Annotated in this window: 18 protein-coding genes and 1 pseudogene; 12 read left to right on the top strand and 7 right to left on the bottom strand. The window is 55.6% G+C overall.

Going from position 1 to position 23,434, the window contains the following annotated elements:
• Positions 1–259: 259 nt before the first annotated feature.
• From ACTG27_RS11755 to ACTG27_RS11745, 3 genes and pseudogenes are all read left to right on the top strand, one after another.
• Positions 260–436, top strand: a complete 177-nt coding sequence (locus tag ACTG27_RS11755; RefSeq protein WP_429159610.1) for a helix-turn-helix transcriptional regulator — start codon at positions 260–262, stop codon at positions 434–436.
• A 428-nt stretch (positions 437–864) separates the two neighbouring features.
• Positions 865–1,533, top strand: a complete 669-nt coding sequence (locus ACTG27_RS11750; RefSeq protein WP_439979708.1) for an inovirus Gp2 family protein — start codon at positions 865–867, stop codon at positions 1,531–1,533.
• A gap of 691 nt (positions 1,534–2,224) precedes the next feature.
• A pseudogene (locus tag ACTG27_RS11745) lies at positions 2,225–2,469 on the top strand (transposase); the annotation flags it as partial.
• Positions 2,470–2,776: 307 nt separating this feature from the next.
• On the opposite strand, the gene galK reads toward ACTG27_RS11745, so the two are convergent.
• The 3 genes from galK to galE are packed head-to-tail and all read right to left on the bottom strand — an operon-like array spanning position 2,777 to position 6,030.
• The gene (gene galK / locus ACTG27_RS11740; RefSeq protein WP_068982252.1) at positions 2,777–3,934 is read right to left on the bottom strand and encodes a galactokinase; all 1,158 of its coding nucleotides are present in this window, start codon (positions 3,932–3,934) and stop codon (positions 2,777–2,779) included.
• A 9-nt stretch (positions 3,935–3,943) separates the two neighbouring features.
• Positions 3,944–4,984, bottom strand: a complete 1,041-nt coding sequence (gene galT / locus ACTG27_RS11735) for a galactose-1-phosphate uridylyltransferase (protein ID WP_068982253.1) — start codon at positions 4,982–4,984, stop codon at positions 3,944–3,946.
• 26 nt (positions 4,985–5,010) lie between these two features.
• The gene (galE, locus tag ACTG27_RS11730) at positions 5,011–6,030 is read right to left on the bottom strand and encodes a UDP-glucose 4-epimerase GalE (RefSeq protein ID WP_255912838.1); all 1,020 of its coding nucleotides are present in this window, start codon (positions 6,028–6,030) and stop codon (positions 5,011–5,013) included.
• Positions 6,031–6,342: 312 nt separating this feature from the next.
• Between galE and galR the strand changes: the two genes are divergently transcribed.
• Both galR and ACTG27_RS11720 read left to right on the top strand, forming a co-directional pair.
• The gene (galR, locus tag ACTG27_RS11725; RefSeq protein WP_255912808.1) at positions 6,343–7,344 is read left to right on the top strand and encodes an HTH-type transcriptional regulator GalR; all 1,002 of its coding nucleotides are present in this window, start codon (positions 6,343–6,345) and stop codon (positions 7,342–7,344) included.
• A gap of 467 nt (positions 7,345–7,811) precedes the next feature.
• Positions 7,812–9,098: a maltoporin gene (locus tag ACTG27_RS11720; RefSeq protein WP_439980515.1), complete on the top strand. Its 1,287-nt coding sequence runs from the start codon at positions 7,812–7,814 to the stop codon at positions 9,096–9,098.
• Positions 9,099–9,462: 364 nt separating this feature from the next.
• Here ACTG27_RS11720 and ACTG27_RS11715 read toward each other — a convergent pair whose 3' ends face one another.
• The 4 genes from ACTG27_RS11715 to ACTG27_RS11700 form a co-directional block, all read right to left on the bottom strand.
• A complete protein-coding gene (locus tag ACTG27_RS11715; protein WP_429159603.1) occupies positions 9,463–10,467 on the bottom strand; it encodes a glycoside hydrolase family 53 protein in 1,005 nt (334 codons plus the stop codon).
• 123 nt (positions 10,468–10,590) lie between these two features.
• Positions 10,591–11,010 (bottom strand): hypothetical protein, encoded by a 420-nt coding sequence (locus tag ACTG27_RS11710; RefSeq protein WP_247626630.1) that lies wholly within the window; start codon positions 11,008–11,010, stop codon positions 10,591–10,593.
• Between the two features lie 25 nt (positions 11,011–11,035).
• Complete coding sequence (locus tag ACTG27_RS11705) at positions 11,036–13,078, bottom strand: methyl-accepting chemotaxis protein (RefSeq protein ID WP_439979707.1); 2,043 nt, start codon at positions 13,076–13,078, stop codon at positions 11,036–11,038.
• A gap of 297 nt (positions 13,079–13,375) precedes the next feature.
• The gene (locus ACTG27_RS11700) at positions 13,376–14,458 is read right to left on the bottom strand and encodes an ABC transporter ATP-binding protein (RefSeq protein ID WP_439979706.1); all 1,083 of its coding nucleotides are present in this window, start codon (positions 14,456–14,458) and stop codon (positions 13,376–13,378) included.
• A gap of 561 nt (positions 14,459–15,019) precedes the next feature.
• Here ACTG27_RS11700 and ACTG27_RS11695 point away from each other — a divergent pair.
• The 7 genes from ACTG27_RS11695 to ACTG27_RS11665 all read left to right on the top strand — a co-directional run bounded on the left by ACTG27_RS11695 (position 15,020) and on the right by ACTG27_RS11665 (position 23,416).
• Positions 15,020–16,249, top strand: coding sequence for an extracellular solute-binding protein (locus tag ACTG27_RS11695; protein WP_255912801.1), 1,230 nt, complete (start codon positions 15,020–15,022; stop codon positions 16,247–16,249).
• A gap of 78 nt (positions 16,250–16,327) precedes the next feature.
• Complete coding sequence (locus ACTG27_RS11690) at positions 16,328–17,632, top strand: ABC transporter permease subunit (RefSeq protein ID WP_429026269.1); 1,305 nt, start codon at positions 16,328–16,330, stop codon at positions 17,630–17,632.
• Positions 17,633–17,644: 12 nt separating this feature from the next.
• Positions 17,645–18,496: a sugar ABC transporter permease gene (locus ACTG27_RS11685; protein WP_255912799.1), complete on the top strand. Its 852-nt coding sequence runs from the start codon at positions 17,645–17,647 to the stop codon at positions 18,494–18,496.
• A gap of 22 nt (positions 18,497–18,518) precedes the next feature.
• Complete coding sequence (locus ACTG27_RS11680; RefSeq protein ID WP_421257777.1) at positions 18,519–19,718, top strand: glycoside hydrolase family 53 protein; 1,200 nt, start codon at positions 18,519–18,521, stop codon at positions 19,716–19,718.
• Between the two features lie 62 nt (positions 19,719–19,780).
• Positions 19,781–21,835 carry a beta-galactosidase gene (locus ACTG27_RS11675; RefSeq protein ID WP_429026272.1) on the top strand — a complete coding sequence of 685 codons (2,055 nt, stop codon included), beginning with the start codon at positions 19,781–19,783 and terminating at the stop codon, positions 21,833–21,835.
• Positions 21,836–21,888: 53 nt separating this feature from the next.
• Positions 21,889–22,236 carry a glucose PTS transporter subunit EIIB gene (locus ACTG27_RS11670; protein ID WP_042080911.1) on the top strand — a complete coding sequence of 116 codons (348 nt, stop codon included), beginning with the start codon at positions 21,889–21,891 and terminating at the stop codon, positions 22,234–22,236.
• Position 22,237: 1 nt separating this feature from the next.
• Entirely contained in the window at positions 22,238–23,416 is a 1,179-nt protein-coding gene (locus ACTG27_RS11665) for a glycoside hydrolase family 53 protein (protein WP_439979705.1), read from the top strand.
• Positions 23,417–23,434: the final 18 nt, after the last annotated feature.

The raw sequence follows: 23,434 nt of genomic DNA, 5'->3' as shown, positions 1-23,434 counted from the left end.
AATATTCTTGGTATCGAAACGTTACTAGGTCATGATAATGTTTTAAGTTCGTTTATAGACATAAGCACAACGCTGCCAACCATATGTTCGTGGTTTATCTATTTTTTAGGTATGCGCTTTTATAGAGATGTGTATGTTACAGATATAATATATTGATGATGCGTATGATAAAAATGTAGTGCCTACACTCTTGGTGTTTTTATGATGGGGATTGTTTTTTACATGTGAGCCCACTCCTATGGACGAAAAGGAGCTCATCATGAAACTACTTAAGTTGAAAGATGTCATCGCAATGACATCACTCTCTAAGGCATCTGTTTACCGTCAGATGAATGACGGGAAATTTCCAGCATCAATCAAGATTGGCCCAAGATCTGTTGCTTGGGTTAGCTCTGAAATAGAGTCATGGATTGAAGAGAAAATAAATCTTCGCTAGGGCTAATTTCTGAATAATAATTTGAACAAATTAGCTTGTTGCTCGGGATACAAGTCTTGTCCTATCTGGGATAAGAGTTTTTAGACTGGTTTGATATTCAATACATTTGTGTAGGTAATAGTAATATATGTTTAAAGTTGAATGAATGCGTATATTTAAATGCAATGACACCTTCATTGAAAGTATATTGACAGTCTATGAATATGCCTGCTTGAGCCATGCTAAGCAATAGCCATCGCTTATCATAATAGCTTAATTGCTCTATTCCGCATTTAAAGAAAATGTTAATCGCATCTATACACAAACTATCCTGGTGATTACACCAGTTAATAGACCGTGTTTTAAAAACACTATCGCTCTATTCGAAAAATACATCCATCACGATTTAAACCTTCAATGCCTATCAACAATCTATTGGGAGAGTTCAAATGTCTATTTCTATAGAAGAGTATGTCCTGCTTACTCAGCAGTTCTACGAAGGACAGAACTATAGCTTTAATGTGGATAATTTAGAGAAAATCCTCTCTGTATCGGAGTGCGCTCTTAAGCATTACCCCAGAGTGTTTGCTTTTCGAGTTGACTTTCATTTTGAACAACACTCTGGCTTTGGTATGTATTTAGCCTTAAAGCCTGAGTCGGGCTCAAGGATACTTAAGGCGTTCTTTTCAGGGCTTAAATGGCTCATTGATCGCGATGAGTCAGAACGACGTTATGAAGGCAAGAGGGTTCATTCGACTGAGATTAGATACGTTTGGGCTAAGGAGCAAACAGCCGATGCTCCCTGTCCTCACTATCACATGATGTTTTTTTTAAATAGGGATGCTTACTACAAATTAGGGAACTATGAATCGGAAAGAATGAACCTTGCTAATAAAATAAGAGTGGCATGGCACAGCGCTGTGTATGATGAAAATATCAATCTGCAAGATTGTAAAAGAATGGGACTGGTGCATTTCCCCGAGAATGCTGAGTATCTCATTGAGCGGAATGATACCGAGTCACTCAAAAAGATACTTGTGCGGGCAGCCTATCTGGCTAAAAACGAGACTAAGAGGCGGCGAGAAGGGTACCGCTGTTTCGGGGGGAGTAACATTTGAAGGCTTATTAGTGTTGATAAAAAGACTTTTACTGCTGCTTTACATGGCATCTGATCCGGGAGTTTCTGCTCCCGGATCTGTTAAGCTAACCCTCATTTGTTATCGCATCAGTTGGAGTAACCCATGGCAGCCTATTCCCCTCCCTTCACCCTGACCCACGCCATGTTGAGTCGAGTGGCGGATATCGCTGAGTTGCTGCGGCTGTAGCGGTTTGCTCAGAGCTCTCAGGTTCTTATGTTGCGTCGAGAGAACCGGATCCGCACCATCCAAGCTTCGCTAGCTACTGAGCACAATACTCTGAGTGTTGAGCAGGTGACGGCAGTGATTGAGGGGAAGACGGTACTTGGGCTTCCACGGGAAATCCAAGAGGTCCGTAATGCGTTTGCGGCCTATGAGGCAATGCCTAATAGGGATCCAGCTTCAGCGGAAGATTAACTTGGTGCTCACGGACTCCTGATGCGTGGACTCTGTGATGATGCGGGTCACTGGCGTAGGTATTTATCGAGGCGAGCATGTAGTGCATATGGCTCCCCCTGCGAACCAGGTCCCTCGTATGATGGGACCGCTATTGACTTGGCTGGCTGAGAACGAGGCTCATCCGCTGCCATATAAAGGGGTTTGGTCGGTGTGAATTGCCCCTAGTTCCCTAGAGACCTAACTGCCTTAAAATGAGGCCAGCATTGGAGGTGCCATGGTCCGTCAGCGTTATCCAGAAACTTTCAAAATCGAAGCTGTTAAACAAGTTACTGAGCGTGAGATGCCTGTGGCTGACGTTGCACGAGCCCTTGGGGTATCCAGCCACATTCTGTATGCCTAACTCAAGCAGTACGGCAAGCCTGCAGAGCAGCAACACGATGAGTCTGCCTTGCAAGCCGAGATACACTGCTTGAAAACCGATCTGCGTCAATTAACCGAGGAGAGCGCAACATCTTAAAAGAGGTGGGATTCAATCGGGTGTGCGGCGACCATGTGAAAACATGCAGTTGCGGAGGATTGTTGAATGAAACGAACATTTACAGCAAAGGAAAAGGGGACTGCCGAAGCAGTCCCTGAGTTAGGCTCATTGCGATAACACATGTCTGAAGTTTGGTTCAATTGTATTATCTACATGTTAACCACAGCTGCTCACAGAGAGCGTTGTTTAACTCAACTAAGTCGAGCGTTCACCGTCTAGCAGGGCGGCTATACCATGACCAGTCTGGAAATACGTGACCACTACAATATTGAGGTGTCAGCGAACATATCAGAGTGGGCCGGCTCCGGCGGAGGGCTTACAGATATAGATGCTCGGGGCCAGACCGCTCACTTGGGGATAACGAATATTAACCTGTTCGCACACTGCTGCTGTCAGTGACTGTGGAACCAATGCAACCACACAGCCACCAAACCCGCCACCAGTCATCCTCACACCACCACGACTGCCGATGATCTCTTTGATCATGTCGACCAAGGCGTCGATAGCAGGCACTGTGATGGCAAAATCATCACGCATCGAGGCATGGGACAGCGCCATTAATTCGGCCATCATGACCATGTCTTCATTCGCAAGCGCATCGGCTGCTGCCAGCGTTCGTTCATTCTCGGAGATGACGTGGCGTGCACGGCTCGCGACGACAGGATCCAGTTCGTTGGCTCGCTCGGTGAACTGGGTCATCGTCAGATCGCGCAGTGCCTTGACCCCAAAATGCCGTGCGGCCTCTTCACACTGTGCCCTGCGGGTATTGTATTCGCTATCCACCAGGCCCCGACGTACGTTCGAGTTGATGATGACCACATCAATGTCGGCTGGCATGCTCACAGGACAGGTATCCAGACTGCGGCAATCGATCAGCAGAGCATGATCTTGCTGACCCAGAGCCGAGATGAACTGATCCATGATGCCGCAGTTGCAACCGACGAACCTGTTTTCCGCCAGTTGTCCATTCAGGGCGATATCTGCTTGGCTGATGTCGAGGTGATTCATCTCTTTGAAGATCTGTCCTACTGCCACTTCCAGAGAGGCGGAAGAGCTCAGGCCTGCTCCCTGAGGTACATTGCCACTGATTACCAGGTCTGCCCCTGTCAGTTGACAGCCTCGCAATAGCAAATATTTGACGACGCCTCGCACATAGTTGGCCCACAGGTATTCCGGGCGCGCCTCTATGGGGTGGCGTAAGTCAAATTCATCCAGTTGGTTGTGATAGTCGGCAGCGATAACCCTGATCAGACTATCTTGGCGGGGGGCAGCACTGATCACGGTCTGATAATCGATGGCGCAGGGTAGCACGAAGCCATCGTTATAGTCCGTGTGTTCCCCAATGAGGTTAACACGCCCAGGTGCCTGAATGGCGAGGGTCGGGCGATAACCATACTGAGTGTAAAAGGTATGTTCAGTCACGCTGTGTGGCGATTCAATACTCATATCTCAACCTCAAACCTGTTCACGAAAATGGATATCGCTGACGGAACGCAGGCGTTCGGCCGCCTGTTCTGCCGTCAGGTCACGTTGTGTTTCTGCCAGCATTTCATAGCCCACCATAAACTTGCGTACGCTCGCAGAGCGCAGCAGGGGCGGGTAGAAGTGGGCATGCAACTGCCAGTGATCATTCTCTTCGCCATTGAATGGCGCACCATGCCATCCCATCGAATAGGGGAAGGAGCACTGAAACAGGTTGTCATAGCGGCTGGTTAGTTTTTTGAGCGCCAGTGCGAGGTCTGCACGCTGTTGCGGTGTCAGTGTCGGTAGACGTGTTACCGCAAACTTTGGAAGCAACAGGGTTTCGAAGGGCCAGGCAGCCCAATAAGGCACTACTGCCAGCCAGTGTTCCGTTTCCACTACGGTGCGGCTGCCGTCAGCCTGCTCGCGTTCCGCATAATCGAGCAACATGGCTCGACCATGTTTGGCAAAATACTCCCGTTGGGCGACATCTTCCCGCGCGGCTTCGTTGGGCAAGAAGTCGTTGGCCCATATCTGCCCATGGGGATGGGGATTGGAGCACCCCATCATGGTGCCCTTGTTTTCGAATACTTGGATCCAGCGGTATTCGCGCCCCAGCTCTGCAGTTTGTTCACACCAGGTGTTGACCACGGCAGTGAGGGAGGGGATAGACAACTCGGGCAAGGTCTTGCTGTGATCCGGTGAGAAGCAGATTACCCTGCTGGTGCCGCGTGCACTCTCTAGCTGGAAGAGGGGGTCCTCGCTGGTTGGGGCCATAGGTGTATCAACCATCAGTGCCGCAAAGTCATTGGTAAAAACGAAGGTCGACGGATAATCCGGATTTTTGTCACCAGTGACGCGAGTGTTGCCGGCGCAGAGGAAGCAATCCGGATCGTGAATGGATCGCTGGGTGCGATCAGGTTCATCCTGCTGCCCCTGCCAAGGGCGCTTCGCCCTGTGGGGAGAAACTAGAACCCACTGCTGGATCAATGGGTTGTAACGACGGTGGGGGTGATCGGTTGGTTCAAATTGCATAGGAAGGTCTGTCTCGTTCTGTACATTCATGGAAGGGGGTAACCGTTCGGATTTTGGGATTGCCAGCGCCAAGTATCGGCCGTCATCTCATCAAGCGTGCGATTAGCCTTCCACCCCAGCTCGTTGTAAGCCCGTGTTGGATCGGCCCAACACTGCGCTATGTCTCCGGCACGGCGGGGCACGATCTCATAAGGCAGCTCGCGACCACAGGCCTTGGAGAAGGCGGCATGAATGTCTAGGACGCTGTAGCCATGCCCAGTGCCCAGGTTGTACACATGGACGCCAGCTTGCCCAAGAGTATGTTTCAAGGCTGCAACATGGCCATCGGCTAGATCCATGACATGAATGTAATCCCGCACACCGGTACCATCCGGTGTCGGGTAGTCATCACCAAAGATGGCGAGTTTGGCACGGCGGCCCACTGCCACCTGGGCAATATAAGGCATCAGGTTATTAGGAATGCCCTGGGGATCTTCGCCCATTAGACCGCTGGGATGGGCTCCCACCGGATTGAAATAGCGCAACAGGGTCAATGACCAATCGGGAGCTGATCGTGCAAAGTCTTTGATGAGACGCTCCACCATCAGCTTGCTCTGACCGTAAGGGTTGGTGGCGCTCAAGGTTGGCGTTTCCTCGGTGATGGGCATGCTCTCTGGCTCACCATAAACGGTGGCAGATGAGCTGAATAGTAAGGTCTTGACCCCGGCGCGTCGCATTGACTGCAGCAACACCAGGGTGCCGCTAACATTGTTGTCATAGTACTCGAGAGGCTTTTCTACCGATTCTCCTACTGCCTTGAGGCCTGCGAAGTGGATCACTGCATCTATCGGTTGGTCTGCAAACACACGATCCAGCAGGTCGGCATCCCGCACATCACCGTGATAGTGCAGGGGACGCTGCCCGCTGAGGGTGTGGATACGTTCTAGTACACTTTCTTTACTGTTAACCAAATTGTCCAACAAGATGGGGGTCATCCCGGCAGCGATAAGCTGCAAGCAGGTATGACTACCTATGTAACCAGTTCCACCTGTGACGAGTATCTTCAACATGAATCTCTCCTTGGTGCTCGTTTTAATTAGGCTTTATTTAGTGTAACCGCTTACCCTTATTCTGCGCTTGTGAAAGCAGGCCGGGAAGATGCACCTCTGTTTTGTGTGACTTTTGTCACGTTTTTATCCGCGATTAGCATGATAATGAAGAATAGTGTATGTAAGATGATTACACGGCGAGGCGCTCGTATTGATAGAATGCTCCCGCTTTTGGTATGAAAGCCGTGTCAGGCATTGGAAATATCGGTAGTATCCTTACCCTGTAAAGCACAGGTTTTTATTTATACCGTTCACCGGAAAAGCTAATTCATGGCAACCATCAAAGATGTAGCAATCCTGTCAGGCGTATCCGTCGCCACAGTCTCACGTGTCATCAATAATTCGCCAAAGGCAAGTCAGGCGTCACGCGATGCCGTCTTCAAGGCGATGCATGAACTCAACTACCACCCCAACGCGAACGCGAGAGCCTTGGCCCATCAGAACAACGAAACGCTGGGGTTGATTGTTGCTGATGTGTCTGACCCCTTCTTTGGCACCATGGTTAAAGCAGTTGAGCAGGTGGCGCAGGCTACGGGGAATTTTCTGCTCATCGGAAATGGCTACCACGACGCAGCCAAAGAGAAGCACGTAATAGAGCAGTTGATAGGGCATCGCTGCTCTGGCTTGGTGGTTCATGCCAAAATGCTGCCAGATGAAGAGCTGATCCAGATGATGAGCTATGTTCCCGGCATGGTGCTAATCAACCGTATCGTTCCAGGGTTCGAGTCCCGTTGTGTGGCGCTGGACGATCGCTATGGTTCCTGGCTTGCAACTCGTCACCTGATCCAGGAAGGGCACAAGAAGATAGGGTTTCTGTGTTCAAATCATCAGATCTCTGACTCTCAGGATCGCATGCAGGGGTATCTGGATGCGCTGCAAGAGCACAATATCCCGGTCGATGAGCGCCTGATCTCCCGTGGCAGTCCGGATGAGCTGGGAGGTGAAGCCGCGATGACTGAGTTGTTGAGCCGGGGGCAACAGATGACGGCGGTCGTCTGTTATAACGATTCGATGGCGGCAGGAGCTTTGTCCGTGCTTAGCGACAACGGGATCGAGGTTCCCCAGGAGCTATCTCTGGTGGGGTTTGATGATGTACTGATATCCCGCTACTTGCGCCCTCGTCTGACTACGGTGCGTTATCCCATCATCGCCATGGCGACCCAGGCCGCCGAGCTGGCCATTGCTCTGGCAAAAGGTGGGCCCTTGCCCCAGACGACACATATGTTCAGCCCGACTCTGGTTCGCCGTCATTCAGTCCGCAGTATCGATTGATCGACATTCTGGCAACCTGAATTCATCGGCTATCAGGCAAGGTTACCCGTCAGGGGCCTTGCCTTTTTAGTGCCTCATCTTCTTCCTCTCTCTTTTGTCGCTCACCCCTGTGGGGTCGGGAAGGTCTCACGGTGCCTTCCTATGTCCTGCACGAGGAGGTCATGTCTGCTGCTATGAGTCTGGTCGAGCCATGGTTATCTCAGGTGTAGACATTACCATCAAGAGTGTAATCGATAACACGCAATTTATTTTTTAATGAACCTTTATTTTCAACTGCTTAAGTCTCTAGTGATGTTTTTATCAAGTGTTTACATGGCAGTATTTATGTAATAATTACAGTTTTGTGAGTTGCGTCATGTCAGTGATGGCACGGATATTCCTATAATCCACACCGGACAGTGAAAGCGCTTTCCCTATGGATTGGTAAGCGGTTCATCAAGATAACAATGCAACAGTGGAATAAAGGAATAACTATGAAAGTGAAACTACTGACGACATCCGTTGCCCTCGCTCTGTCAATGACTGCATTGAATGCTAATGCTGTTGATTTTACAGGCTATTTCCGCTCTGGCGTAGGTGTGTCCCAAGACGGTAATATGCAAACCGGTCGACAGAACTTTGTCGGCCGTCTGGGTAACGAAAGCGATACCTATACCGAAATTGGTATTGGTCAGGAGGTTTACAACAAGGATGGCAAGACTTTCTATGTAGACAGCATGTTCAGCATGCAGAGCGATGGCTCCAATGACTATGAAAGTACCACCACTGTGTGTAACTTCGATCAAAAGGAGTGCAAGGACGATGCAACATTTGCTCTGCGCCAATTCAATGTTAAGGCCAAGGGGCTGATTTCCGCTGCGCCCGATGCCGTGGTTTGGGCTGGCAAGCGCTTCTATCAGCGTCACGACCTTCACATCATCGATACCAAATACTGGAATATCTCGGGAGCCGGTGCCGGTATTGAGAACCTCAAGGCAGGTCCAGGCGCCTTCTCACTGGCGTGGATCCGGTCTGATGGTAACGATATCGATAACTCGATTGTCAACAATGACCTCAACGTTAACTTCCTGGACCTGCGCTATGCCGGCTGGGCTCCCTGGGAAGGGGCCTGGACTGAAGCGGGTGTCAGCTATGCCATGCCCAATCCGACCGATGAGCAGGAGAAGGTCGGTAATCTCTATGATCCCCAAAATGGTGTCATGCTGACCGCAGAAATGAGTCAATACTTTGCCGATAGCCGCATCTACGAGAAGTTGGTGCTGCAATATGCTGACAAAGGGCTGGCCCAGAACATGATCTCCCAAGGGGGCGGTTGGTATGATGTTTGGCATCTGACCGATGATGCCAAGGGATACCGGGTGATTCTAACTGGTGACATTCCCATGGGAGAGAAATTCAGTGTGAACCATGTATTCACTTACGGTAAGGGTGAGAAACTTGAAGCATGGCATGACAACACCGAACTGTTTAGCGCTGTCGCGCGAGGCGGTTATGCGTGGACTGACATCATGAAGACGCTGGTTGAAGCCGGTACTTATGAGAGCACCAAGACTTGGACAAGCGGCTCTGAAGAAAAATCGAGTGGTCAAAAATATACCTTGGCTCAAGCTTGGTCAGCTGGTCCCAGCATGTTTGCCCGCCCGGAGATCCGTGTTTTTGCCAGCTATCTGAAAGATGGCGAAGGCAAATCCTTCAACGGCGGTGAGGATGATAATACCTGGAACTTCGGCGTGCAGGCCGAAGCCTGGTGGTAAATCCCGACTCGTTACATCGCAGGGAGCCCGCTGGGCTCCCTTTTTTATTTTGCATTGAGGACTCGCCTTGTCGTGCTGACGTCGTCCTAGGAAAACCGATGTTGCGAGTCCCGGCGAAGGAGGCTGCAGTCGGCGAGTCGGTTTGTCTCGGGGAGAGGGTGGTCGTGTTTTCGGTGATGGTGGCGGAGGCCCCCGCGCGACTCGGCTCAGTGGAGCTGCCATCCGCATCCAGAGTCATTACGCGCAGGCAAGTGGCGGGATGATATGCGTTGGTGAGAAAGGGCGAAGAGACGGGTGAAGTCATGTCCAGGTGGCAGCCTGAAGAGGCGCACTACCTACTGCGCCTCTGTGTAACGTTACATATTTAATGCAACAGGAAGGCATCCAGCGCATAAGTGGGTTTGCCGCTGTTGTCCATCAGCCCCAGGCTGTAACCCTGCCAGTTCTTGTAGCTTTGTGGTTCCCAGTAGAGCACTCCGAGTCCCTTGCTATCGGGGATCCACGTCATCTTGTTGAGTAGATCAGCAATGGTGTCGTAACTGTTTTTTGGGTCATCCCATGGCATGCCCACCTCGACAATCATCACCTCCTTGCCATAGCGGGTCACCATATCGGAGAGGTTGTCATAGCAGAGGTTGTTGAGGGTGAACCAGTCGCCGTTGCCACTCTGGGTTGGGTAGATGGAGGCACCAATGACATCCCACTTGGCACCGTTGTTCTTTAGGCCATCAAACATCCAACGATAGAGGCTGTTGTTCTCGCAGTTAGCCAGGTGGACGATGACCTTGGTGCTACTGTTGACCGCCTTGACGGCGTCATAACCGCTGTTGATGAGCCAGGCAAAGTTCTTCATGTTGACCGAGGCGCGCCCCTCTTCCCAGAGCATGCCATTGTTGGTCTCGTTGCCCACCTGTACCCACTTGGGTGTGATGCCTGCGTTTTTCAGGGCTACCAGGGAGTTGTAGGTGTGCCACCATACGTTCGACATCAGCTGCTCGAAGGTGTAGCTCTGCCAGGCTGCCGGCTTGGTCTGCTTGCCAGGGTCGGCCCAACTGTCGCTGTAGTGGAAGTCAATCAGCAGATCGAAACCGGCCGCCTTGGCCCGCTTGGCCTTGGTGATGACGTCACTGATGTTGTTCCAGCCATCGGCAGGATTGACCCATACCCTGAGTCGGATGGTGTTCATACCGTGCTCTTTCAGGGTTTTGAACAGATCCTGCTGCTGGCCAGCGTCGTTATAGAACTTGTATCCGGAGTTCTCCATCTGGGTCAACCAACTGACGTCAGCCCCCTTGACCATGGCTTCTCCCTGGCCATGAAACAGCAGAGCGCTGCCAAGCAGTAGGGTGGTAAGTAGATGTCTCTTCATTGTTGTTATCTCCTGTCTGGATGTGTGTAGGATGGCGACAGGGATGCAGTCCCGCGCCGGGATGGCGTCGCCGTGCGACGCCATCCCGGCTGAGGCTGGGGCCGCCTTGCGGCGGCCCAGGGATCACCCGGCGGGGGAGACGGTGACCTGGATGTGTTGGGGATCGCGGCGATCCAGGGTGATGCGATACTGGCCGTCGCGGGGCGGGGTGAACTTCATGTCGCTCCACTGCCAGCCGGCCTTGACTACCACCGGTTTGTCCGCCTCGACCTTGACTGCGGGGTCGAACTGACCATAGCTGGTGTCGGCCTTCCACTTCTCGTCGGCAATCTTGAACTTGTAGGCGCCGTGACTGGCCTGCAAGGCCACCTGTACCGACAGCAAGTCTCCTTGCTGGGTCACCAGTTGCTGGTCTGCCGGTGCCTCCCAGTTGTTCATCTCGCCACGCAGGAACAGCGGGCGTGCCAGGGGGTTCTCTTCATTGGCCAGCGCGGGCTGGAGACAGGCGATCAGGGTAGTCAGCAACAGTGTCTTCTTGAACATGGGTAGTCCTCTCTATGGTGTGTGGTCAGGCGCTCTTCAGGGTGAAGCGGCGGGTCAGCGACAGTTGCTGCTGCGACAACTGCTGCAACTGGTCGCTGGTCTGTGCCACCTTGACCAGGGCGACTTGGTTGTCGTCGGCAATCCGGGCTATGTTGGTAATGTTGCGGGCGATCTCGGCGCTGGTCTGCTGTTGCTGCAGGGTCGCGCTGGCGATACGGCTGCTCTGCTCGGCCACCTGCTGCAGCGCCTGGGATAGCTCGGCCAGGGTGGCGCAACCTGCATCGCTGTCGGTGCGGCTCAGGGCCATGGCGTCGTGGCAGCGCAGCATGGTGGCGACCGCGCCGCGGGTGCTCTGCTGCAGATCGTCGATGATCCCCTGGATACGAGTGGTGGAGTCTGCGGTGTGGTGTGCCAGCTGACGTACCTCGTCGGCCACCACGGCAAAGCCACGCCCCTGCTCTCCGGCGCGGGCCGCCTCGATGGCGGCGTTGAGGGCCAGCAGATTGGTCTGCTCCGTGATGCGCCCGATCAGGGCAAGGATGTCACCGATGCTGACGCTCAATGTCTGCACCTGCTCCACACTGCGGCGTGATTGCGCCAACTCGTCAGCCAGTTGCTGCAGCCGTTTGCCGGTCGCAGCCCCACGCAGGCTGGCGGCGTGGGCTGCCGCTGCTATGTTGCCGAGTGTCTGTTCGGTCTGGCCAATACTGCCGGCAACCTCGCGAACCGAGTAGTCCATCTCCTCCATGGCGCTACAGACCCCTGTGGTCTCGTTGCGCTGTTCGCCGATGGCAAGCTGGGCGTGATGCTGGGCTTGCTGGTTCTGGCCGGCCATACGGCCGAGCGCGTCGGCCGCATGAACTATCTGACCGAGCATGCCGCTCATCTCGTCGGCCAGAGCATTGATGCCGATGGCAAGCTGGCCAAACTCGTCGTGGCGCAGCAGCGGTACGCGTTGGCGCATGTCTCCCTGGCTCAGTGCCTTGAGGGTGGTGAGGATATGGTGCAGCGGCTGGCGGATGGCGTGCACCAGGTGCCACAGCACCAGGGCGCCGAGACTGAGAGAGAGCAACAGGCCGGCGCACAGCCCGAGGCGTAGCCAGAGCAGAATTGCGCCGCTGCCGGCGGTGCTCTGGTGAAGCTGCTCGTCGATTGCTCCGTCAAGTTCGCTCAGCTCGCCGAGCAGACTGTCGATGAAATGGCTGGCTTGTGCGCTTTGGTTGCGAAGCATGATGCTTTGCTCGACCAGTGACAGGTGGCGGGCCAGCAAGCTGTCTGGACCACTTAGCAGGGTTGCGAGGGTATCGAGCCGTGCCCCTGTGCTACGTTCCAGGCTTAGGGGCGCGCCGAAAGCATCTTCTTGGCCTGCAAGCTGGCGCTCCAGCTCCTTGCGCAGTTCTGTCATCTGCTTATTGGCCCGTTCATTGATCGCTAAGCGTGCCGCAATAGGAGCCGGGTCTTGCTGCTTGAGGATCTCCTGAGTAGTACTGACTTGCTGTTCCAGGTTTGCCAGCAGACGATTCTTGAGCAATGCGGCAGGATGGCTACCCAGAGGGGCAAGCAGAACATCGAGGGCACTGGCAAATTGGCGCGCCGTGCTGCCGAGGCGGGTGTCGGCAGCCAGCTTGCTCTGTTCGAGGCGGTTGTGGGCATAGTCATCGACCAGTTGTTGGGCCAGTTGCCAGTAGGCGGCCTGTTGCTCGCGCAGGCTCTCGACGCGCGCACTCTGTTGCGGCTCCCCCGCTATCTGTCGAGCCAGGGTGGCCAGATCCTGGTCGAAGCGAGCCTGCCATTGCTGCATCTGCTCGCGGGCGGAGCCCAGTTCCTCCTCTCCGGTCTGCAGTAATGCGTTGCCCAGATGTCGGTCGAGGGTAAAGAGATCACGGACCACGGCACGGCTCTGCACCAGAGTCGGCGCGGTATGGCTGGCGAGCAGCCCCACTTGGTCGGCCAGCCGTTGGCCGGCGTAGAGGGAGAGGGTCACCGAGAGCAGCAGCAGCAACAGGATGACGGCAAAGCCCAGCGCCAGGCGCTGGATGATGGAAAGGTGACGAGTACGCAAGCTCATGGTATCGATTACATGTAGTGTTGAGTCAACCCAGCCTGATGGCAAAAGTAATAAGTCATCTTTTATCAGTGCCTTATCTTTTTAAAAGATAAGGTCACGATAAGGGAGGGTCCCTGAATCTGATTTTTAGTGTAACGTTTTCATTATTTTGTGGATCTTTTACACTCTTTCTCGGCACCCTTGTATGGGATTTGTCCAGGGTTGCGAGCCCGCTCTCATTTTGTGTCCCGAGCCGGGGATAAAAAAAAGCCCCCGACCGGCGGGGGCAAAATAGATCGGGGCATGCAGTAGCCGCGTTCAGCGGCTGATCCTGAGCCCTTCGGCATTGAACACAAGGCAATTTTGCGGGGCAAAGAAGACATCCATCTTCTGGTACGGATGAAACTCCCCATCCCCTGCCAGCAGCAGCTTGAAGCCGTCGGTGCCGCAGCACTGACCGAACAGGTAGGTGCTGTTGCCAAGACGTTCCACCACCTCGCAGGTAAAGGCGAGGTGGATCCCCTCTGCGCCCGGCACCACATGCTCGGGACGCAGGCCAAGGGAGATCTCGCTGCCCTGCTCGAGTCGCTCGGTGAGGATGGGCAGGGTGAGCTCCTGCTGGCCGGCTACCTTGACCCGGATCTGCTCCGGGCTCCAGGCCAGTACGCGGGCCGGTAGGAAGTTCATCTTGGGTGAGCCGATGAAACCGGCCACGAAGCGGTTGCAGGGTTTGTAGTAGAGCTCCATCGGCGAGCCGACCTGTTCCACCTTGCCATAGTTCATCACCACTATCTTGTCGGCCAGGGTCATGGCCTCTACCTGATCGTGGGTCACGTAGATCATGGTGGTCTTGAGCTCCTGATGCAGCTTGGCGATGTGCAAGCGCATCTCGACACGCAGCTCGGCATCGAGGTTGGAGAGCGGCTCGTCAAACAGGAACACCTTGGGATTGCGCACGATGGCACGGCCGATGGCTACCCGCTGGCGCTGGCCGCCGGAGAGCTGCTTGGGCTTGCGATCGAGCAGGTGGGAGAGCTGCAGCGTCTTGGCCACCATGCTGACCTGGTGGGTTATCTCCTCTTTCGGCACGCCATTGACCCGCAGGCCATAGCCCATGTTCTCGGCCACCGTCATGTGTGGATAGAGGGCATAGGACTGGAACACCATGGCCACGCCGCGATGAGCCGGTGCGATATCGTTGACCACCTGCTCATCGATGGCAATCTGGCCTTCCGATATCTCTTCTAGACCGGCGATCATCCGCAGCAGGGTGGACTTGCCACAACCGGAAGGACCGACGAAGACGGTGAACTCGCCGTCTTCCACGTCCAGGTTGACGTTATGCAAGGTCACGTTGCTGCCAAAACGCTTGACCACATTGTTCAATCTGATACTCGCCATGAGCTTTAACTCCTTGATAATAAATGCATTAGCTGCAGAACTCCGAGGTGGCCATACCCCTGCTGCGGCTTCTTTGCCCTGGGAGGGAGAAGGCGTTTCACACCGTTTCACTCTGTGGCTTTGGGGGGACTATATCAGTCAGGTGTAAGCGGTTGCACAAAATGCTGTTTCTTTTGTGCATGAGATCACAGCCTTGGTACGTGCTACTGGCAGGCTGGGCAGGCACCGCTTACCGTAGAGCCATTCGGTGTAATCGTTACCTTTTTTGCCGCATGAAAGCATAGTGAAGGGCGTAGGCGGCAAGAAATTAAGAGAGAGAGCGAGTTGCTCCGGATCTGATGTATAGGATTAAACCGGTTATTTATCATTACATTAGGTGATGGTGAGTGCGCGTCATAGAGGCCAGACCAGTACAGTGTGCAATGTGGTTGTGCTCTGCTTTACACACTAATCGGTAACAAGCGTCATAAGTTACACCGGCTGGATGGCATCGTAACACCCACCTAACCGACGTGGTCGGCGAAGGCCTGTTTTTACCTGAGTTAGGGACAAGGAAATCATATGAAAATCAATAAATTGACCGCTGCAATGTTGTTTTCTTTTGGCGTGGTGGGGTTGGGGCAGGTAGCCCGGGCTGCCGACGGTGAACTGCTGGTGTGGGAAGACATCAAGAAATCAAATGGCATAGAGGAGGCCGTCAAGGCGTTCGAAGCCAAACACAGCGTCAAGGTTAAGATCCTCGAAACCCCCTATGCCCAGCAGATCGAGAAGCTGCGCCTAGACGGCCCTGCCGGCATAGGCCCGGATGTGTTGGTATTGCCCCATGATCAGGTGGGCACCGCCGTGGTGCAGGGGCTCATCAGCGAGATCAAGCCGGGTGCCGACTATCTGGCCGGCTTCACCAAGCCGGCGGTGGATGCCCAGACTTATGAAGGCAAGCTCTATGGCCTGCCCAAGGCGGTCGAGACCATCGTCATGGTCTACAACAAAGACCTGCTGCCCAAGGCGCCGGAGAGCTTCGACGAGCTGATCAAGACCTCCCAGACCCTGCGTGGGGAGAACAAATACGGCCTGCTCGCCAAGTTTGACGAGATCTATTACTCCTACGGCGTAGTGGCCGCCATGGGGGGCTACATCTTCGGCCAGAACCCCAACGGTTCGCTCAACGTCAAGGACGTGGGCTTGGCCAACCAGGGGGCGGTCGACGCGGTCAGCTTCCTCAAGCGTTTCTATAGCGAAGGGCTTTTCCCAGCCGGTATCGTCGGTGAGACCGGCGCAAACGCCATCGACTCTTTGTTTACCGAGAAGAAGGCGGCGGCTGTTATCACGGGACCTTGGTCGTTCCAACCTTACAAGGATGCCGGTGTGAATTATGGCGTCGCCCCACTACCGACACTGCCCAATGGCGAACACATGCGCTCCTTCCTCGGCGTGAAGGGGTACAGCATTTCAACCTATTCCAAGCAGAAAGAGCTGGCACAGCAGTTCATCGAGTTCATCAATCAGCCTGAGTACGCCAAGGTCCGCTTCCAGAAGACCGGTGAGATCCCGCCGCTCAAGGCATTGATCGACGATCCGCTCATCAAGGACGACGAGAAATCCCGGGCCGTGGCCATTCAGGCTGGCTTCGCCATCCCGATGCCAAGTGTGCCCGAGATGCAGGAGGTGTGGACCCCGGCCAACAGCGCACTGCAGCTCGGTGTGACCGGCAAGCAGGATGTCAAGGCGGCTTTGGACGGCGCGGTCAAGAACATCAACATGCAGATCGAAGTCAATCACGCACAGCAATAACAACAGTCGAGCTTCGGCTCGATTCGGGCCGGGCGGCATCAGTGGTCGCCCGGGCTCTTAATGGAAAGGAGGTAAATTGTGGTTGTCGATTCCGAATCGTTCACCCAGATTGGTACAAGAACCCATCATGCCAAGGTTGCCGCGCTGCTCTCGCTGATACCGGGACTCGGACAGTGGTATAACCGGCAATGGGTCAAGGGCACCCTGTTTTTTATCGTCATGGTTTGCTTCTTCGGCGTATTCCATGACTTCCTGTCGCAGGGCTTCTGGGGCCTGTTCACCCTCGGTATCGAGTTACCGCGGGACAACTCCGTCTTCCTTCTGGCCAAGGGGGTCATCAGCGTACTGGTGGCTATCTTTGGTTGTGCTTTCTACTACTGGAGTATCCGCGACGCCTATATCAACGGTGATCGCCGCGATCGTGGCGTGGCCCTGACCAGTGTGCGCAAGCAATACCAGTTGCTGCTGAGCGAAGGGTTCCCGTACCTGATGATCACCCCGGGCTTCATCCTGCTGGTGTTCGTGGTGGTGTTCCCCATCATCTTCGGCTTCTCCATCGCCTTCACCAACTACGATCTATACCACACCCCGCCGGCCAAGTTGGTGGACTGGGTGGGGATGAAGAACTTCATCAACATCTTCAAGCTCGATCTGTGGCGTTCGACCTTGCTCGACGTGCTGCAGTGGACCGTGATCTGGACGCTGATCGCCACCACGTTGCAATGCTCGGTCGGGGTGCTGCTGGCGATCCTGGTCAATCAGAAGGATCTGCGCTTCAAGCCGCTCATCCGCACCATCCTGATTCTGCCGTGGGCAGTGCCCGGTTTTGTCACCATTCTGGTGTTCGCCGGCATGTTCAACGAGACCTTTGGCGTCATCAACAACGGTATTCTGGCTTCTCTGGGTATCGACCCCAAGGCATGGATGACTGATCCCTTCTGGACCAAGACAGCCCTCATCCTGATGCAGACCTGGCTTGGCTTCCCGTTCGTCTTCGCCATGACCACTGGGGTGTTGCAGGCTATCCCGGATGATCTCTACGAGGCGGCCACCATCGACGGTGCCAGCACATGGCACAAGTTGACCACCATTACGCTGCCCTTGGTGCTGTATTCGATCGCTCCGATCCTCATCACCCAGTACACCTTCAACTTCAACAACTTCAACATTATTTACCTGTTCAACAACGGGGGACCGGCGGTGGCTGGTTCCAATGCCGGCGGCACCGACATCCTGGTCTCCTGGATCTACAAGCTGACCATGTCGTCATCCCAGTATGCGATTGCAGCGAGCATCACCATTCTGCTCTCCATCTTCGTGGTCGGCATTGCCCTGTGGCAGTTCCGTGCGACCAATTCGTTCAAGCAAGACGACATGGTGTAAGGAGATCCAGCCATGAGTGCCAAACACAGTCTGAAAAAGAGTAATGCCATCCGCCTGACCCTAAGCTATTTGCTGCTGGCTATGGTTGCGGTGATCATCATCTACCCCCTCATCTGGACGGTGGGGGCATCCCTCAACCCGGGCAGCAGCCTGCTCAACACCTCGATCATCCCGGAAAACTTCTCCTTTATTCATTACCAGGAGCTGTTTGACGGGCGCATCGACTACGCCGACTGGTACTGGAACTCGATGAAGATCAGTTTCCTGACCATGGTGTTGACCCTCATCAGCGTCAGCTTCACTGCCTATGCCTTCTCGCGCTTTCGTTTCCGTGGGCGGCAAAATGGCCTGATGTTGTTCCTGTTGTTGCAGATGGTGCCCCAGTTCTCGGCCCTCATCGCCATCTTCGTGTTGGCCCAGATGCTGGGTCTGGTCAACAGCCACCTGGCGCTGGTGCTGGTCTATGTGGGCGGCATGATCCCGATGAACACCTATCTGATGAAGGGTTATCTGGACGCCATCCCCAAGGATCTTGACGAGTCGGCGCGTATGGACGGAGCGGGCAACTTCCGCATCTTCATCGAGATCATCATGCCGCTCTCCAAGCCCATCATTGCGGTGGTTGCACTGTTCTCCTTCACCGGCCCGCTTGGCGACTTCATCCTGGCCAGCACCATATTGCGCACCCCGGATCAGTTCACCTTGCCCATTGGTCTCTACAACCTGGTCGCCCAGAAGATGGGGGCCAGCTACACCACCTATGCGGCGGGAGCTGTGCTCATCGCGGTGCCGGTGGCCATCTTGTACCTCTCCTTGCAGAAGTACTTCGTTTCCGGTCTTACCGCAGGTGGGACCAAGGGTTAATCCGTTAAACAGGACGTTCGACATGAAAATCAAGAAGACGCTGGTGATGGCGGCGCTGCTCGCCACCGGCATGTTGGGTATGCATGCCCCCGCCGTGGCTGCCGAAAATGTGGTGGTGCAACCAGTTGCGGTACCACAGGAGTTCATCAAGGGGGCTGATGTCTCCATGCTGGCCGAAGTAGAGAAATTTGGTGGCAAGTTCTTTGATGCCAGTGGCAAGCAACAGGACGCCATGGCAATCCTCAAGGAGAACGGCTTTAACTACATTCGCCTGCGCCTGTGGGTAGACCCCAAGGATGCGGACGGCAAGCCTTACGGCGGTGGTAACAACGATCTGGCTGCAACGATAGCGCTTGCCAAGCGTGCCAAGGCCCTTGGTATGAAGTTCCTGCTCGATTTCCACTACAGCGACTTCTGGACCGATCCGGGCCGCCAGAACAAGCCCAAGGCGTGGCGTACGATGTCAGTCGAGCAGTTGGCGGATGCCGTTTACGCCCATACCAAGGAAAGCATGGATGCCCTGGCAAAGGCCGGTGTGATGCCTGACATGGTGCAGGTCGGCAACGAGATCAATGGTGGCATGTTATGGCCAGAGGGCAAGAGCTGGGGGCAAAACGGTGGGGAGTTTGATCGCCTGGCCACACTGCTCAAGGCTGGTGTACGTGCTGTGAAAGAGCACGGCAAAGATATCAAGGTGATGCTGCATCTGGCTGAGGGCACCAAAAACGACACCTTCGTCTGGTGGTTTGATGAAGTCGCCAAGCGCGAGGTGCCCTTCGATATCATCGGACTCTCCTTCTACACCTACTGGAATGGCCCCATCAATGCCCTCAAGGCCAACATGGATGACATCAGCAAGCGCTATGGCAAGGATGTGATCGTGGTCGAGGCCGCCTACGGCTACACCACTGAGAACTGCGACAACGCCGAGAACAACTTCACTGCCAAGGAGGCGAGCGACGGTGGTTACCCGGCCAGCGTACAGGGGCAGGCCGACTTCCTGCGCGATCTGATCAAGAGCGTGGTGGCGGTACCGGACGGGCGTGGCAAGGGAGTCTTCTACTGGGAGCCTGCGTGGCTGCCAACCCCTGGTGCCACTTGGGCTACCAAGGCTGGGATGAAGTACAACAACGACGACTGGAAAGAGGGCAATGCCCGGGAGAACCAGGCGCTGTTTGACTGCTCCGGCCATGTGCTTCCCTCGATCAAGGTATTCAACTGACCCGGTTCAACCGATAGGGCGACCGGCCATGGCTGGCGCCCCCTCGTTTTAGGAGATGTGTGATGTTCAAGTTTCCCCCGCTCAGTGAACGGGTGCCCGCCCTGCTGCATGGTGCTGATTACAACCCGGATCAGTGGCTGGATGATCCCCTGGTGTTCGAGCGCGATCTCGAGATGATGAAGCAAACCCGCTGCAACGTGATGTCGGTCGGCATCTTCAGTTGGTCTTCCCTGGAGCCACAAGAGGGGCACTATGAGTTCGGCTGGCTCGATACGGTGCTCGATCGCTTGCACGAAAACGGTGTGTCAGTTTTCCTCGCCACACCAAGTGGTGCTCGTCCGGCTTGGCTTTCCCAGCGTTATCCCGAGGTGCTGCGGGTCAGCAAGGAACGTGTGAAGGCACTGCACGGTGGCCGTCACAATCACTGTATGAGTTCGCCTGTCTATCGTGACAAGGTGCGCGCTATCAACGGTGCCCTGGCCGAACGCTACGGCCATCATCCCGGTGTCATCGCCTGGCACATCTCCAACGAGTACGGCGGCGAGTGCCACTGCGAGCTTTGTCAGGAGCGCTTTCGTGACTGGCTCAAGGCTCGTTATGGCAGCATAGAAGCGCTCAATCACGCCTGGTGGAGCAGCTTCTGGAGCCATACCTACACCGACTGGTCACAGATCGAATCCCCGTCTCCCATCGGCGAGAGCTCGATCCACGGCCTCAACCTAGACTGGAAGCGTTTCAATACCGCCCAGGTGAGCGATTTCTGTGCCGAGGAGATCAAGCCCTTGAAGGCGGCCAACCCGAGCCTGCCGGCCACCACCAACTTCATGGAGTACTTCTACGACTATGACTACTGGCAGTTGGCCAAGGAGATCGATTTCATCTCCTGGGACAGCTACCCCCTCTGGCACAACAGTGGCGATGACTCGACCCTGGCGGCGTACACCGCCATGTATCACGACCTGATGCGCACTCTCAAGGGAGGCAAACCTTTCTTCCTGATGGAGTCGACCCCGAGCCTGACCAACTGGCAGCCCATCAGCAAGCTCAAGAAGCCGGGAATGCATATCCTCTCCTCCTTGCAGGCGGTAGCCCACGGCTCCGACTCGGTGCAGTACTTCCAGTGGCGCAAGAGCCGTGGTTCGGTCGAGAAGTTCCACGGCGCCGTGGTCGATCACGTTGGTCACATCGATACCCGGGTGGGCCGCGAGGTGCAGGCGCTAGGCGAGATCCTGGCCAAGTTGCAAGAGGTCGCTGGCAGCCGCGTCGAGGCCAAAGTGGCCATCATTTTCGACTGGGAGAGCCGTTGGGCCATGGACAATGCCCAGGGGCCGCGCAATGCCGGCCTCTTCTACGAGAAGACGGTAGCCGAGCACTACCGCCCATTCTGGGAGGCAGGGGTGGCGGTGGATGTCATCAATGCCGACTGCGCGCTTGATGGCTATGACCTGGTTATCGCCCCGATGCTCTACATGGTGCGCGATGGCTTTGCCGAACGGGTTGACGCCTTTGTCAAACGAGGTGGGCAGTTTGTTACCACTTACTGGAGTGGCATCGTCAACGAGACCGATCTCTGTCACCTGGGGGGATTCCCAGGGCCGCTACGCCCGGTCCTTGGGATCTGGGCAGAGGAGATAGACGGTCTCTATGACGAGGAACGTAACGCCGTCTCGGGTCTTGCTGGCAACGAAGCCGGACTCTGCGGCCCTTACGAAGTCACTCACCTTTGCGATCTCATCCACCTGGAAGGCGCGAGGGCCCTGGCCAGCTATGACGGTGACTTTTATGCCGGACGTCCGGCGGTGACGGTCAACGAGCACGGGACAGGTCGCGCCTATTATGTCGCCTCGCGAAATGATCTGGCGTTCCAACGCGACTTCTTTGGCCATCTCATCGAGACCCTGGCCCTGCCGCGTGCTTTGCCAGCCTTGCCGGAGGGGGTCACCGCCCAGTGCCGCAGCGATGGTAAGCAGGTGTTCGTGTTTGTGCAAAATTTCGCCAACGCCGAGCGCCTGGTCACTCTGCCGGGTGGTCACAGTGACATGGTGAGCGGTGAGGCGCTGAGCGATTCACTGGTGCTGCCTCCATTCGGCTGCCGGGTGCTGCGTCGCGCCCGTTGATTGCGGGGCGGAGCCAGTGGCTTCGCCTTCTTTTTTACGTTTAGGAGATTCAAATGGTCAAGATGCAGGACTTCAAGCGGCTGTTCGCCGCGGCCCTCGGCCACAAGGAGGAGAAATCGGCCGAGGCACCGCTCTCCGGGCTGGACGAAGCGGCCATCACCGCGCTCATCGCTGCCTTTGGCGGGCGCGACAACATCGTGGGCTTTGACGCCTGCCTGACCCGGCTGCGGGTCAGGGTCAATGCCTTGCAGCCGGTCGACAGCGAGGCGCTGCAGCGTCTCGGCGCCATAGGCGTCATCATCATCGGCGACGAGGTGCAGGCCATCTTCGGCAAACGCTCGGACAACCTGCGTCGTGATCTCGGTCAGTGGTTCGAGCTGCACGAGCCGGAGCAGCACTAGGATGCGCCCCCCGCTGAGCTGGCCACTGTTGGTCATGCTGGGAGCCATCAGTGCAGGGGCTGGTGCCGCTCCTCATAACCTGGTCATCCGAGGGGCGGATGTCTCCACCCTAGCCGAACTCGAGCGCCTGGGCGTTCACTATCAAGACGGAACGCGGCAGGGGGATTTGCTAACCCTGATGCGCAAGCGTGGCCTCAACCTGGTACGCCTGCGGCTGTGGGTCGATCCCCGTTCGGCCAAGGGGGAACCCTTTGGTGGTGGCAACAATGACTTGGAAAAGGTGATTGCACTGGCGCAGCGAAGCCGGTCCCTCAACCTGCCCTGGTTGCTCGATCTTCATTACAGCGACTTCTGGGCCGACCCTGGCAAGCAGCACACGCCACGGACCTGGCGAGGCAAGTCGGATGCAGAGCTGGCGGCAATGCTGCACGATTACAGCGCCGCCGTGATACAACGCCTGCGCGAGGCCGGGGTGCCACCGCAAATGGTGCAGGTCGGCAACGAACTCAATAACGGCATGCTGTGGCCTCAGGGGCAACTACACCGGCAAGAAGAAGAGGAGGGGTTCGATCGATTAGCCCAGTTGCTCAAGGCGGCCATCGCCGGGATCCGTGCTGGCAGCGAGGGGGGTATCACCCCACGACTGATGCTACATCTTGCTGAAGGAGGGGATGAGGCTCAGTGCCTACGCTGGTTCAAGGCGATTCAGGTACGCGATGTGCCGTTCGATCTGGTGGGTATCTCCTTCTACCCATATTGGCACGGATCTCTGGGCGACCTCTCGCGCACCATGAACAGCCTTGCCACCCAAATCAGGCGTCCGCTGCTGGTCGTTGAGACCGCCTATGGGCATGACACCGTCAACCAGGACGAGGTTCGTAACGCCTTCGGTGAGCAGGAGGCCGTACGCGGCGGGTTTGCTGCGACGCCCGAGGGGCAACTAGCGTTTCTCGATGCACTGCGTGCTGCTATTGCCGCAGTGCCGGATCAGCTCGGGCTCGGGTTTGTCTATTGGGAGCCGGGCTGGATCCGGGTCCCCGGCGACAGTTGGGCCAGTCGCGCTGGCATGGCGTTCCTCGGGATAGATGAGCCCCTCGGCAATGGCTGGGAGAACCAGGCCCTGTTTGATCGGGAGGGCAGAGGACTGCCGGCGTTGGCCGCCTTTGTCCTGACCCGCTGACTATTTCACATTGAAGAG

The sequence above is a fragment of the Aeromonas sp. 97A genome (assembly GCF_051919185.1).
GTDB classification, from domain to species: Bacteria; Pseudomonadota; Gammaproteobacteria; order Enterobacterales; family Aeromonadaceae; genus Aeromonas; species Aeromonas veronii.
This window is presented reverse-complemented; position numbering and strand designations above follow the sequence as displayed.